Origin of the sequence: Pseudomonas sp. LD120 (assembly GCF_009861525.1) — a bacterium.
Classification (GTDB): Bacteria; Pseudomonadota; Gammaproteobacteria; order Pseudomonadales; family Pseudomonadaceae; genus Aquipseudomonas.
In genome coordinates this window covers 2,643,430-2,657,877 of sequence record NZ_WVHL01000005.1, presented here as the reverse complement: position 1 = coordinate 2,657,877, position 14,448 = coordinate 2,643,430, and the positions used below count along the sequence as shown (strand labels likewise).

Genomic DNA, 14,448 nt, shown 5'->3' with positions numbered 1-14,448 from the left:
TACGGGGCGCCGACCCGAGCGCGATGCGCACGCCAGGGCCGGCGCTGGGGTTACCAGGTCAGCACGGCACCCACGGCGAAGGTGTCGGTGTTTTCGTTCTGCGCGGTGGTGTGGTGGCCGTCGATCTCGAACTGGTTGTACTCGGCCACCAGCTTGAGGTTGTCGTTGATGTCGTGGAACAGCGCCACGCCCCGGGTCTGGTAGTCGGCGCCGCTGCCGACCACGCCGTTGCCGTCGTCACGGGTCTTGCCGTAGGACAGCGCCAGGCGGTTCTTGCCTAGCTTGTACGAGCCCTGCAGCAGGTAGCCCTTGCTGTCGACATTGCGCAGGGTGGCCTCGCCGGCATTGTTGGTGAAGAACGGATTGATGCCCTTGGCCTGGAACCCGGAACCGGTCAGCGACAACCCGCCCATCTTCGCCTGCAGGCCATAGCCCAGGCCCTTGGAGGTCACCGACTGCACGTTGGGGTCGGTGTTGTCGGAGGTCTGGTAGCTGCCGTTGAGCCAGCTGTAGAACGTGGCCCCGCCCAGGTCGAACTGGTAGGTGATCTCGCTCTCGGTGCGCGGGTTCTTCTGGTAGGCCTTGCCCAGGGCGCTGCTGTCATTGGTGTCCACCGGGTCGAGGATGCCCACCGCCACCCGCAGGCCGTCCATCACCGGGCTGCGGTAAGTGATCTGCGACGACGGAAAGGGATAGGGGTAACCGCTGCCGATGTTGCCGAACGACACCCCGCCGCCGTCCACCAGCCCCAGGCTGTCGCTGACCTGGCCGTACCCGGCGAGCATTTCATCGAGCAGGATGTTGGAACGGGCGAACAGGCCGAAGTCCTTGCCGATCAGCACCTCGCCCCACTCCGGGTTGGCCACGGTGCCATAGAACTGGCGCACGTCGATGGCGGTGTCGGTACCGTTGGTCTCGCTGTCGTTGATGGTCACCCAGAACGAGGCCCGGGCGCCGAGCTTGAGGTCGTCCACCTGCTTGCCCATGTTGAAGCCCAGGTAGTTGGGCAGAAAGCCCATCTTCACCCGCGCCTGACGCCGGTCGTACTGCTCGCCGGCGCGGTCGACCTTGCTGTTGACGTAGAAGGCGTTGATGTAGCCGTCGGTAGAAAAGGTCGTCTGGTCCTTGTCGTACAGCATGATCTCGGCTTCGGCGACCGTGCCCAGGCCAAGGGTCGACAGGCCGACGAGCAGGGCCGGAATCAGAGGGTACTGGCAGTTCTTATTGTTATGCATGGCGCGCTCCGCAAACGGGGGACGAAATGTCGGAGGCGATTATCGAAACGCGCCAAGGCCGCCCATAGGCTGCCTTGGGGGCAAGTTCACGGTGCTTTGGAGGGGCTGGCAGGGAGCGGCAAATCCGATCCACGACCGGACCGCTACCGGCCCCCCTACCGGGAGTAACACCAAGGGCTGATGGACCCGGGTGCCAAGGGATCAAGCCCTTGGTCGGCGCTCGTCTAGTCGGCGCCCGTCTTATCGTCACCCGCAAGGACCCGCAGCCGCGCCAGTTCGGCGGTGGCCAGAGGGATGCCCTGTTGCAGGGATCTGGCCCGGGTGCGGTAGCGCCGGTCCCCCGGCATGCGCTCCAGGCCCACGGCCTGCATCTGCCGCACCAGCTCGCCGCTGCGCTGGGCAAACCGCCCGCCGCCCAGGTGGCTGGGGTCGATGACGATCAGCAGTTGCCCGGTCCAGGGCGTTTGCGCCCCCGGGTGTTGCGACCAGTCGAACTCGAAGGAGAAATTGCCGCCGGTCAGCGCCGCCGCCAGCAACTCCACCATCATCGACAGCGCCGAGCCCTTGTGCCCGCCAAAGGGCAGCAAGGCGCCGCCGTCGAGAATCGCTGCCGGATCGCACGTGGGCTGGCCGTCGCGGTCCACCCCCATGCCCGGTGGCAACTGCTGGCCCTGGCGCTTGGCGATCTGCACATCGCCGTGGGCAATGGCGCTGGTGGCCAGGTCGAAGACGATGGGCTCGGCGCCCTCGCGGGGGGCGGCGAAGGCAATCGGGTTGGTGCCGAACAGCGGCCGCTGGGCGCCATGGGGCACCACGCAGGTCATGCTGTTGACCAGGCTCAGGGCCACCAGGCCTTCCTCGGCAAAGGGTTCGACATCCGGCCACAACGCCGCGAAATGGTGGGAATTGCGAATCGCCAGCACCGCGATCCCGGCGCTGCGGGCCTTGCTCAGCAGCAGCTCGCGGGCCGCGGCCAGGGCCGGCTGGGCAAAGCCGCCGGCGGCGTCCACCGCCACCACGCCGGGGGCCACATCCTCCACTTGCGGCACGGCCTGACCGTTGACCCAACCACTGGCCAGGGACGACAGGTAACCGGGCATGCGGAACACCCCGTGGCTGTGGGAACCGTCGCGCTCGGCGCGGGCGCAGTTGTCGGCCAGCACCCGGGCCACCTCGGCAGAGGTGCCGTGGCGAAGAAAAATCCGTTGCAGCAAGTCGGTCAAGGCCGGCAGGTCGAGGTACTCGACATCAGCCTGCGCCGGGGTCGCGGGGGTCGCGTCGGTCATTGCAGCTCCATTGGAATTGTTATTGGAAGGGACCTGACTATCGCGTCACGCCAGTTAACTGTCAAATGTTGACTTCATGACAGAAAACATTCATTTTCCACTGCACTGCGTCATTTTGATTCTGTACAAAAAACTCGCTGAGCAAAGATCAGGCAAGGCAAAAACAGGCGAGCAACGGCCGGGGTCGCGTTCGACTGTAGGGGCCTACATGAGCATTCCGAGCCTGTTTCTACGTAGCGCCGAAGGCGCGTAGTGCGCAGCATGGTCGAAGCGCAGGCAGTTTTCGTGCAGACCCGAATAACAAGGAGCGGCCATGAGCCAGCCCATCAAACAACGCCTTGAAAGCAGCTTGTCCAGCGCCACCGCGTCGGGTCGGGCGATTGCCAGCTACATGCTGGCCAACCTCTACGAGCTGCCCTTCCAGACCGCCGCCGACATCGCCGAAAAACTCGGCGTCAGCGAATCCAGCGTCGGCCGTTTCTGCCGCGCCATCGGCTACAGCCACTTCAAGGACCTGAAAAACGACCTGAAGAACGACCTCGGCGAAGGCCCGTGGCTGGTGGGCGACCGCCTGCAGGAGTTTCGCCAACAGCCCAACCCGGCGGCCCAGGGCCTGCCCCGCAGCTTCGAGCTGGAAGTGGCGGCGCTGGTCAAGGTCTACGAATACAGCCTGACCCCGGCCTGGCAGACCGTGGTCCAGCGCCTGGCCAGCCGGCGCCGGGTGTACGTGGCGGGGTTCCAGACCGAGCGCGGCATCGCCGCCTCCATGGTCCACCTGCTGCAATACCTGCGCGACGGCGTGCACCTGGTGGACGGCGCGGCCGGGCATTTCGCCGACGTGCTGCTCAGCCCCGCCGAAGACTGCGCCCTGGTGGTGTTCGAGGCCCGGCGCTATTCGCGCCACGCCCTGACCCTGTGCCACAAGGCCCGCGAGGCGGGGATTGCGGTGACCCTGGTCACCGACACCTTCTGCGACTGGGCCGAGCAGAACGCCGACGAGGTGTTCCGCGTGCCCACCGAATTCAACCTGTTCTGGGAATCCACGGCGGCCATGCTGTCGCTGGTTCACCTGTTGGTCAACGAGGTGTGCAAACACCTGGGGCCCGAGGTGGAAAAACGCCTGGAAGCCACCGCTGCCCTGCATAACGAGTTTGTTGGTTACACATCGTCCACCCGCGCAAAACAATAAATAACCGAGGTGCTCCATGAACAACGTCCTCCGCTTCGCCAGTGCTTGCGCCCTGGTCATCGCCGCGTCCACGGCCCAGGCCGAAACCTTGAAGATCGCCACCGAAGGCGCCTACCCGCCCTTCAACTACGTGGACTCCAGCAACCAGCTGCACGGCTTTGACGTGGACATCGCCAACGCCCTGTGCGAGCAGATGAAGGTCGAGTGCACCATCGTCGCCCAGGACTGGGAAGGCATCATCCCGGCGCTGCTGGCGAAGAAATACGACGCCGTGGTGGCCTCGATGATCGCCACCGACGAGCGCAAGAAAAAGATCGCCTTCACCAACCACTACTACCGCACCCCGCTGTCGGTGGCCGTGGCCAAGGACTCGGACATCAGCGACGCCCAGACCGACTTCAAGGGCCGCAGCGTGGGCGCCCAGGCCTCCTCGACCCAGGCCATCTACGCCGAGGACCACTACGGCCCGGCCGGCGCCGACGTGAAGTTCTACCCAACCCTGGACGAAGCCAACAGCGACCTGGCCGCCGGGCGCGTGGACGGGGTGATCGCCGACAAATTCCCGCTGCTGGCCTGGGCCGAAAGCGCCGGCAAGGACTGCTGCAAGATCATCGGTGACGTCAATGGCACCACCGCCGACGCCTCGATCGCCGTGCGCCAGGAAGACAATGCCCTGCGCGAGCGCCTGAACCAGGCCCTGGACGCGATAGTCGCCAACGGCACCTACCAAAAAATCTCCAGCCGCTACTTCGCCTTCGACATCTACTGACCGCCCGCCTTTACCGCTGCCCACGCCCCGCGTTCCCTTGAGCGCGGCGGCGCCCTGCACGGTTCAATTTTCCAGAGGGTTCGCGCATGTTCGAACAGCTGTCACTCCTGTCTTTTGCCAGCGGCGGCTGGGGCTCGGCGTTGCTCGCCGGGGCCCTGGTGACCATCGCCCTGGCGCTGGCCTGCGTGCCCATCGGCCTGCCCCTGGGCCTCGCCGTAGCCCTGGCCGCGCGCTCGAAAAACCGCTGGGCGCGGGCCTGGGCCACGACCTTTTCCACGGTATTTCGCGGCCTGCCGGAGCTGTTGACTCTGCTGATCATCTACTACGGCTGCCAAATCGCCGCGCAGAAGATCCTCGCCGCCGTGGGCTACCCCGGTGAAGTGGCGATCAACACCTTCGTCGCCGCGATGCTCGCCTTCAGCCTGGTGTTCGCCGCCTTCTCCAGCGAGATCTGGCTGGCCGCGTTCAAGACCCTGCCCAAGGGCCAGTACGAAGCCGCCAGCGCCCTGAGCCTGTCGCGGCGCACCACCTTCATCCGGGTGCTGCTGCCGCAACTGACGCGCATCGCCTTGCCGGGCCTGTCCAACAACTGGCTGTCGCTGCTCAAGGACACCTCGCTGGTGTCGACCATTTCCCTGGTGGACCTGATGCGCCAGACCAACCTCGCGGTCAGCGTGACCAAGGAACCCATGCTGTTCTATAGCGTGGCCTGCTTGGGCTACCTGTTCTTCTCGGCGCTGTCGGGGCACCTGTTCAGCTTTCTTGAACGACGCTTCAACCGTGCGCAACGGAGCCTGCAACCATGAGCCTGGACGACCTGCTGAACCTGTTTCTCAACCAGGACCTGCTGGAACGCTACGGCCCGCGCTTTATCGACGGCCTGCTGGTGACCGCCAAGCTGGTGGCGATTTCCTTCAGCCTGGGCGCGGTGCTCGGCCTGCTGATCGCCCTCGGGCGGCTGTCCAGCAATCAGTTCCTGCGGCGCTTCACCGGGGCCTACGTGTACTTCTTTCGTGGCTCGCCGCTGCTGGCCCAGCTGTTCATGCTGTATTACGGCCTGGGCTCGTTCAAAGACTTCTGGCAGGACGTGGGCCTGTGGTGGTTCTTCCGCGAGGCGTGGCTGTGCACCCTGCTGGCCTTCACCCTGAACACCGCCGCCTACCAGGCGGAGATCCTGCGCGGGAGCCTGCTGGCCGTGGCCCAGGGCCAGCGCGAAGCCTGCAAGGCCCTGAGCCTGTCGCGCTGGACCGCGTTTCGCAAAGTGATCCTGCCGCAGTCACTGCTGATCGCCATCGGGCCTCTGGGCAACGAGCTGATTTTGATGATCAAGGCCAGCGCCATCGCCTCCCTGGTGACCATCTACGACCTGATGGGGGTGACCAAACTGGCCTTCTCCCGCAGCTTCGATTTCCAGATCTACCTGTGGGCCGCGGTGCTGTACCTGCTGATCGTCGAAGTGGTGCGGCGCAGCCTCAAATACCTGGAAGGCCGCCTGGGCCGGCACCTGAACTGAACCCTTTAGTGGGCCGCCGCGCGGCCCCTGTCATAAGGACCCAAACATGCATTGCCAAACCCTCGTTCTGGGCGCCGGGATCGTCGGCGTCAGCAGCGCCCTGCACCTGCAGGCCCGCGGCCGCCATGTGGTGCTGCTGGACCGCCAGCCCCCGGGCAACGGCACCAGCCACGGCAACGCCGGGCTGATCGAACGCGCCAGCGTGATTCCCTACGCCTTCCCCCGGGAAGTGAGCAAGCTGGTGCGCTACGGCCTCAACCAGCAATCGGACGTGCGCTACAGCCTGCGCCACCTGCCCAAGGCCGGCCCCTGGCTGCTGCAATACTGGCGCCACTCCTCGCCCAAGGGCCTGGCCGCCGCCACCCGCGCCATGCTGCCGCTGATCGAACGCTGCGTGAGCGAACACCTGGCCCTGGCCCGCCCGGCCAACATGCTGCAACTGATCGCCGACGGCGGCTGGCTCGAAGCCTTCAACGACCCACAGGCCTTCGACTTCGCCCAACGCGCCGCCGCCGACCTGCGCGACTACCAGCTCAACTACCGGGTACTGGACCGCACGGAACTGCTGGCCCTGGAACCCGGCCTGCACCAAGACGTAGTCGGCGGCCTGCACTGGCTCGATCCCAAGACCGTCAGCGACCCCGGCGGCCTGACCCGCGGCTACGCCGAACTGTTCAAGCAACGCGGCGGCCAATTCGTCATCGGTGATGCCCTGAGCCTGACCGAGATCGAAGGCGGCTGGCAGGTGCACAGCGAACTCGGCCCGATCACCGCCCAGGAAGTGGTGGTGGCGCTGGGCCCGCAAGCCAGCGGCATCTTCGAGCCCCTGGGCTACCGCATTCCCCTGGCGATCAAGCGCGGCTACCACATGCACTACGCCGCCCTGCCCGGCACCCGCTTGCAGCACCCGATCCTCGACCCGGTGGGCGGCTACGTCCTGGCGCCGATGGTGGGCGGCATCCGCCTGACCACCGGCATCGAATTCGCCGACGGCGACGACCCGATCAACGAAATCCAACTGCGCCGCTGCGAAGCCCTGGCCCGCCGCTTCTACCCCCTGGGCGAACGCCTCGACGCCGAACCCTGGCTGGGCCGCCGCCCGTGCCTGCCGGACATGTGCCCAGTGATCGGCCCCGCCCCGCGCCACCCCGGCCTGTGGTTCAACTTCGGCCACGCCCACCACGGCCTGACCCTGGGCCCGGTGAGCGGCCAACTGCTAGCGCAGATGGTCACCGGCGAAACGCCCTTCACCGACCCCACCCCCTACCGCGCCGAGCGCTTCAACTGACCGACGGAGAACCGCCATGCAGACCCAGACCGCCCCGCTTCCCGCCGCGCCCGCCGTTGCCACCGACCACCGCGAAGTGGTGATCGATATTGCCGGGCTGAACAAGTTCTACGGCGCCTTCCACGTATTGCACGACATCGACCTCAAGGTGCGCCAGGGCGAACGCATCGTCCTCTGCGGGCCTTCCGGCTCCGGTAAATCGACCCTGATCCGCTGCATCAACCGCCTGGAGATTGCCGAAAAAGGTCGCATCCTGGTGGACCGCACCGACCTCTCGCAAAACACCCGCGAAGCCGCCCAGGTGCGCAGCCAAGTGGGCATGGTGTTCCAGCACTTCAACCTGTTCCCGCACATGAGCGTGCTGGACAACTGCACCCTGGCACCGATGACCGTGCGTGGGTTGTCGCGGAAAAAGGCTGAAGAACTGGCGCGGGGGTTTCTGGCCAAGGTGGGGATTGAGAATCAGGCGGATAAGTACCCGAGCCAGCTTTCAGGTGGGCAGCAACAGCGCGTGGCGATTGCCCGGGCGTTGTGCATGGAGCCGAAGATCATGTTGTTTGATGAACCGACTTCGGCGCTGGACCCGGAGATGGTGAGTGAGGTGTTGGATGTGATGGTGAAGCTCGCTGGGAGTGGGATGACCATGCTTTGTGTGACCCATGAGATGGGGTTTGCGCGGCAGGTGGCGGAGCGGGTGTTGTTTTTGGATGGGGGGCGCATCGTTGAAGACGCGCCGCCGGAGGCGTTTTTTGGGGCGCCGAAGAGTGAGAGGGCTAAGGCGTTTCTTGCGCAGATTGTGCATTGAGGTAAGCAATTTGCTACGGAATTCCGACCCCATGACTAAGCCCCCCTTAGCCGCTTCCTGTTGACAGCTATAAAAGGCTGGACTAGTTAAAAATAGGATTTAACAACCCAAGCGATAAAGGAAGTCTGTAGTGGTCTACTAACTCCGGACACCTTTTTAGGCGAAGATGATCGCCACACAGAGGTGTTCAATGAGCAGACAACGACGTACTTTCACCCCTGCCTTCAAGCGTGAGGCTGCCAGCCTGGTGCTCGACCAAGGCTATAGCTGCCCTGAGGCCGCCAAATCCCTCGATGTAGGTGAGACCGCATTGCGGCGCTGGGTTGCCCAGTTGCAACTGGAACGTGGAGGCGTTACGCCGACTGCCAAGGCGCTTACACCGGAGCAGCAGACGATTCAGGAGCTTCAGGCCCGCATCAACCGGCTGGAGCTTGAGAAAAAAATCTTAAAGGAGGCCACTGCGCTCTTGATGGCCGAGGAACACGGGCGCAGACGTTGAAGTCGATTCGGCAGTTGGCCAAGCACTATCCCGTCCAGCTGTTGTGTTCAGTGTTCGAGCTGCCCCGATCCTGTTATTACGCCCATTTGGCCCGGCGGCGTCGTATCGATGTTCGCCGGGTGAGCCTGCGCAGCCGCATCAACGAACTGTTCAGCCAAAGCCGTAGTTCTGCCGGCAGCCGCAGTATCGTTGCCATGCTTCGCGACGAGGGCGTTGAGGTGGGACGCTTCAAGGTCAGAAGCTTGATGAAGGAACAAGGATTGATCAGCAAGCAGCCCGGTTCTCACGCTTACAAGAAAGCCACGGTTGAACGTCCTGACATTCCCAACCTCCTCGATCGGCAGTTCGCCGTGGCAGCGCCGAACAGGGCCTGGTGCGGCGACATCACCTACATCTGGGCGCAAGGGCGATGGCATTACCTGGCCGTTGTATTGGATTTGTACAGCCGCAGGGTGGTGGGTTGGGCAATGTCTTCCAGGCCTGATGCCGATCTGGTCATCAAGGCGCTCGACAGGGCGTATGAAATGCGTGGCAGACCACGGGGCGTCCTATTTCACAGCGATCAGGGAAGCCAATACGGCAGCCGCAGTTTCCGACGGCGACTGTGGCGCTATCGGATGACTCAAAGCATGAGCAGACGGGGAAACTGCTACGACAACTCGCCAATGGAGCGGCTGTTTCGTAGCCTGAAAACCGAGTGGGTGCCGACGGTGGGCTACATGACGACGGCGTTGGCCGAGCAGGACATCGGCCGATACCTCATGCAGCGATACAACTGGACACGGCCACATCAGTACAACGGCTTCGTGCCGCCAGCGGTTGTTGAGGAAAAACTCAATTCAGTGTCCGGAAATTGTTGACCACTACAGTCGACCATGAGTATCAAACCTGGCCCTAAAAGAAAAAACGAAGATGGCACTGCGGACAAAAGACAGAGAGTCACGCCCGAAAAGCAGAAAGAGCATCCAGATCTGAAACCCCATAAGCATAAAAAGGGGGAATAGGATCGAAAAGCAGCTCCCGAGAGCTGCTTTTTTATTTACATACAGGTCTATCCGTTATCACCGCAACAATGATCAATTGCTCCGTGTAGTGGGCGAAAGAAACATGAGATTAGGGGCTGATCCTTGTCCAAATACTCTGGTGCAAGGTGAGCAGAAATCATCGCTGTTGTTATGTCGGGGTTACTAGATCCATTGCTGCGAATGCAGCAGTTTTCTGCTACGCATTATGTTGAAACGCCACAGTGAGCAAGGGGCTCGGCGAGCTTACTGTGGCGAGGGAGCTTGCTCCCGCTCGGCCGCGCAGCGGTCGTAAGACCTGAGGTTGCGGTCTTTTTGGTGTACATATCCGTTGCTGCGGGTGCGGCCACTTATGGTTTCGCTCTTACAGCGAGTCACTTTGGAAAAGCCCCAAAGTAACCAAAGGGCTCCTGCCCCTCCACTCGGTGCCTCGCCTAGGCTCGGCATGCCCGAACTCCGGCATTGATCCGTGGGCCGCCGCCACAGGCCATCCATGGCCTGGGGCGGCTAACCCGGCGTCCTGCCGGGTTACCCACGGCTCAATGCCTGCGTTCGGCCATCGTGTCTAAAGGGGCAGGCAGATCAAAAGCCAAAGCAAGACAGCGGCCTCCCGCCCCCCCCTAAAAACAAAGCCCCCTCACCTGTAGCCGCTACCAAAGGCTGCGAACGACTACAAATCGAGCACAGCAATCTCAAGAATGCCTATCTATCCGATTCAAAGCACAACCGACACCAACCTTTATCCCATCCATTAGCCTAGGCATCCGCGAACGCCAAAAGTAAGCTCGCCACCGCAATACCGGAAGCAAAAGGATTGTTCCGTCACAAAAGAAATGGGGATTTACTTGGAGCAAAGAATGATGCCACCATGACATCATTCATAAACGATGGTTCGATTTGTCCGCTAAGATACCTAGTAAGCTAATCCGTCATTACAAAAAATAGCTCGACGACAGAAGCGCCAAATGAGAGACAAGGAATGGTCAATTTAAAAGATATAAATAAATTTATCGCCGTTGACATTAAAGATTACAAGCAATGCCTAGACTCCGTTGAGCATACACAAACCATTAAAGGCTTAAATGCAAAACTAAGATTTCATCATTTAAAATTTGATGGCAACGGGCGTCCAATGTCCAAAGCTCTCGCGGAGCTTTTATATCAATACATCATTCACTATTGCATTGCCGCTAAAAACAGGCCTTCAGCTATCACTGCAAAAGAGTCTGCACAATTAATAAAGGAAGCACGCAAGCTGTTTCGTCACCCGGATATCACAGATGACAGTCCAGATAAAACAGGTGAAGCCGGAGAAACACTGTTATTCTTTCTAATGGAGTCAATAATACAGGCCCCACAAATAGTCTCTAAAATGGAGCTAAAAACCAATAGAAAGCTTGAGGCAAATGGGTCAGACGGCATCCATGCAAGATGGAATGAAGAAGATGAAATCGTAGACTTTTATTTTGGCGAATCAAAGTTATACCAAAAGATAGATGACGCGATCATATCTGCTTTGAAAAGCATAGAAAGCTTTCATTTAGATGAAATCTATAAGCACGAATTTACGATGATAACCAAGCATTTCAAATATGCAGAGCCAGAGGTTCAAAAAGCTGTCACCGAACATATAAAACTGGGTGAGCCTGGACCTGGGGCTCGAATAAATCATGCCTGCCTAATTGGGTACAACTGGGACGCTTATGACAACAAGAACAACAAAAGCAGTAGAGAACTCGCTCAGGAGTTTAAAGAAAGACTAATTCTCGAGACCCCAATAATTGCAACACAACTAGATAGGAAGCTAGAAAATTTCTCAAGAAAGCATCTTTGCCTAGAGGTTTTTTTTATTCCTTTCCCTTCAGTGCAAAATTTCAGAAACGAATTCAACGAAGCCTTAGATTGATATGGATATTAATACAGAAGACTTTCAGAATGACATCAACAAACTTTTCATCTATAGCACTTTGCACTTGCTCCCCGCCCATACAGAGCCAAAGAAAATATCCTCCATTGAGTCCAAAAGACTTATTGGTATCGCATCAATTTTATCCATATCCGACATACCCGATGAACTATCACTTGCATATGAAATCATTAGCAGATTGATAGAGTGCGATTCAGATAACAAAGAAGACATAGCTAAAGCCGCGGATATTATCCTCTCGAGAATTGGAAATTTCCCTGGACGAGAGCTTCTGAGAAAACGCTACAAAGTACTTGATAGCTTTTCACCAGCGATAACTCTTTCACTAGAGAGACTAGCAAGAGAGATTGAGAACACGACTGAGGAAGGCATAACTCTAACCGACTTCCAACATAGATTCTATACAAACCTTGAAAAACAGAAGTCTCTGAGTATTTCAGCCCCAACCTCAGCAGGAAAGTCCTTCATACTCAACCTAGACTTAATTAGGCGCCTCGAATCCGGAAAAGAGCAGAACATAGTATATATAGTTCCCACCAGAGCATTAATTTCCGAGGTCTCAGCCCGAATAAGAAAGACAATAAAAACCAGAGAAATTACCGATGCAATCGTAAGAACCGCTCCATTCCCTACGAAAGACAACGCTCAAATAAAAAATATTATTTATGTTCTAACCCCTGAGCGGCTACTGAGTCTTCTTAAGCCTGAAAATAATTCAAAAAAAATAACTTCAATATTCATTGACGAAGCCCACGAAATCCAAAAAGGCAATAGAGGAATAGTACTGCAGAGCGCCGTCGACCTTGCATTAAGTCTACACCCTAGCGCATCAGTTCTATTTGCGAGCCCTCTTGTAAGTAATCCCGGCTACTTCTTGAGCTTATTCGGAAGGCAAGACGAAGGATTTTTCTTTACAGAAACCATATCCCCCGTATCTCAAAACCTACTGTTAATATCCGAAGTAAAAAACCAGCCAAGCAAAATCAGCACATCATTACTGGCTGCAAATAGAACCATTGATTTAGGGATAACACCTATAAGTTTCAGATTTAGAGGTTCCAAATCCGAGCAAAGAGCAAGATTAGCAAATGAAATAACCTCAAACACCGAATCCACTATTATCTTTGCTAATGGTCCCGGCGATGCCGAGACCGTTGCGAAAGAGCTGCTCGAAATAAATAGAGACTATATTGCTTCGGATGAAGTAAAGGATTTTATTAACTTCATACGCACCGAGGTACATGAAGAATACCCTTTGGCAAAAACTTTAGAGCATGGCGTTGCGGTACACTATGGCGATATGCCTTCAATTGTTAGATCAGGTGTCGAAGAACTATTTAAATCTATGGAAATACGTTTCCTATGCTGCACTAGTACACTGCTTCAAGGAGTCAACCTACCAGCAAAACACATAGTAATTGAGAATCCACACAGTGGAAATAACCCAATGTCAAGATCAGACTTTCTCAATTTATCTGGCAGGGCAGGTAGGCTCCTACAAGAATTCCATGGAAATATTTGGTGTATACGACCGAGTGAATGGACCGAAGAATCTTACACTGGTGAAAAACTACAGGAAATTAAATCTTCAATGTCCAAGTTAATGGATGATGGCGGAACGATTATTGAAGAGCTAATTTCAGGAAATATCGCAGAAGAATATAAAAACCTCGCCGAAGCCGGTTTTAGTCGACTTTACCAAGAGTTCAAGATGCTCGGAGAGGAAGAAGTAGTTTCAAAATACGAAACAAAAGATAACACTGAAACCCTAGCAAAAAATCTAGAACACGTACGCAATGTATCTATAACTCTGCCCCAAGAAATACTAGACTCACATAGCAGCTTAAGACCTGACCATCTACAAAATCTATATGATAAACTTTTCAGCGCAGTTTACACGGACGAATTTTCTTTAATAAACCCCTTTCTAAAAGGAGGATATGAAAGAATGAGCAACGCCATAACTATTATATCCGAAATCTTCGGATGGGCTGAGAACCAGAAGTTTAGAAACTCCATAGTTTATATATCTCACCAATGGGCAACAGGAACAGCCATATCCACCCTCATAAGGGAGCGCGTCAACTACGTAAAAAAAGATGATGAGTCAGCAAACACATCAGCAATAATAAGAGGACTACTAAAGCTAATTGAAACAGAAGTAAGATTTAAACTTGTAAAATATTTTAGCGCCTTTGAAGACATAATAAAATACTGCCTGATTGAGAAAGGCTTTAATGAAAACGATGCAAAACAAGCTCCATACCATACATTTCTCGAATTTGGCTCATGTTCCCCTATCGAACTAAGCCTTATGTCGCTAGGCTTTTCAAGGTTCACAGCATTGCGTTTGAAAAACTCTGTCAACTGGGGCGAAACCGAAGAAATTGAAGACTACCTCCTTATACTTTCAAAAGTAAATATCTCCAACCTAAAGATGCCTAAAGTTTGCCTTAAAGAGATAAATGATATTCTTGGCCAGCAATAAATATTATCCAAGACCATCTAAACCACTGTGAGCGCATTGAGTGAGTAACTTTCGCCCCCAAACAAAATTAAGACTTTTTTGAAAACACCAAAATTTAGCCTCATCTAAAATTTCCGCTTATAATTGGCCGCTTTGAGTTTTCAACCCAAAGCGGACAATTAGATGCGGGACGATTGATAATCGCCATGACACAACCACTCAAACATCGCCTCCAATACACAGTTGCACCGTTCAAGCGTGGCCCCTATAGTTCGCCCCTCGCGGCAAAATCCGCGAACGACCTTGGCCGGTCGAATTACAACGACGCATCAGCGTCCAAAACACCATTGCAGACGCTTTTTTTGTGCCTGCAATTCTGTGTTATGGCGGCTGTGTGCGGGACACCTTCGGGTGTGCCGGTGTCGTTGTAGCCGGTCGGCCAACCCTC

Annotated in this window: 11 protein-coding genes; 9 read left to right on the top strand and 2 right to left on the bottom strand. The window is 56.9% G+C overall.

All coding sequences use genetic code 11. The annotated features are described in order from the left end of the window. Positions 1–50: 50 nt before the first annotated feature. A complete protein-coding gene (locus PLD_RS26600; protein WP_159897642.1) occupies positions 51–1,235 on the bottom strand; it encodes a porin in 1,185 nt (394 codons plus the stop codon). A 224-nt stretch (positions 1,236–1,459) separates the two neighbouring features. Continuing rightward, on the bottom strand, positions 1,460–2,521 hold the full coding sequence (locus tag PLD_RS26595) for an Ldh family oxidoreductase (protein ID WP_178116214.1): 1,062 nt from the start codon (positions 2,519–2,521) through the stop codon (positions 1,460–1,462). 313 nt (positions 2,522–2,834) lie between these two features. Here PLD_RS26595 and PLD_RS26590 point away from each other — a divergent pair, with 313 nt between their 5' ends. The 9 genes from PLD_RS26590 to PLD_RS26545 all read left to right on the top strand — a co-directional run bounded on the left by PLD_RS26590 (position 2,835) and on the right by PLD_RS26545 (position 14,021). After that, positions 2,835–3,710: a MurR/RpiR family transcriptional regulator gene (locus PLD_RS26590; protein ID WP_159897641.1), complete on the top strand. Its 876-nt coding sequence runs from the start codon at positions 2,835–2,837 to the stop codon at positions 3,708–3,710. Positions 3,711–3,726: 16 nt separating this feature from the next. Then, entirely contained in the window at positions 3,727–4,479 is a 753-nt protein-coding gene (locus PLD_RS26585; RefSeq protein ID WP_159897640.1) for a transporter substrate-binding domain-containing protein, read from the top strand. Between the two features lie 86 nt (positions 4,480–4,565). Further along, the gene (locus PLD_RS26580) at positions 4,566–5,285 is read left to right on the top strand and encodes an ABC transporter permease (RefSeq protein WP_159897639.1); all 720 of its coding nucleotides are present in this window, start codon (positions 4,566–4,568) and stop codon (positions 5,283–5,285) included. Beyond that, the gene (locus PLD_RS26575) at positions 5,282–5,992 is read left to right on the top strand and encodes an ABC transporter permease (protein WP_159897638.1); all 711 of its coding nucleotides are present in this window, start codon (positions 5,282–5,284) and stop codon (positions 5,990–5,992) included. Before PLD_RS26580 ends, PLD_RS26575 begins: the two co-directional genes overlap by 4 nt. Positions 5,993–6,038: 46 nt before the next feature. After that, positions 6,039–7,280, top strand: coding sequence for an FAD-binding oxidoreductase (locus tag PLD_RS26570; RefSeq protein WP_159897637.1), 1,242 nt, complete (start codon positions 6,039–6,041; stop codon positions 7,278–7,280). A 16-nt stretch (positions 7,281–7,296) separates the two neighbouring features. Next, positions 7,297–8,085 (top strand): amino acid ABC transporter ATP-binding protein, encoded by a 789-nt coding sequence (locus tag PLD_RS26565; RefSeq protein ID WP_159897636.1) that lies wholly within the window; start codon positions 7,297–7,299, stop codon positions 8,083–8,085. 190 nt (positions 8,086–8,275) lie between these two features. After that, a protein-coding gene (locus PLD_RS26560) for an IS3 family transposase (RefSeq protein ID WP_159890010.1) occupies positions 8,276–9,444 on the top strand; the annotation gives its coding sequence in 2 pieces (ribosomal slippage) (positions 8,276–8,537 and positions 8,537–9,444; 1,170 coding nt in all). 1,141 nt (positions 9,445–10,585) lie between these two features. After that, the gene (locus tag PLD_RS26550) at positions 10,586–11,512 is read left to right on the top strand and encodes a DUF1837 domain-containing protein (RefSeq protein WP_159897635.1); all 927 of its coding nucleotides are present in this window, start codon (positions 10,586–10,588) and stop codon (positions 11,510–11,512) included. A 1-nt stretch (position 11,513) separates the two neighbouring features. Then, positions 11,514–14,021, top strand: a complete 2,508-nt coding sequence (locus PLD_RS26545; RefSeq protein WP_159897634.1) for a DEAD/DEAH box helicase — start codon at positions 11,514–11,516, stop codon at positions 14,019–14,021. Positions 14,022–14,448: the final 427 nt, after the last annotated feature.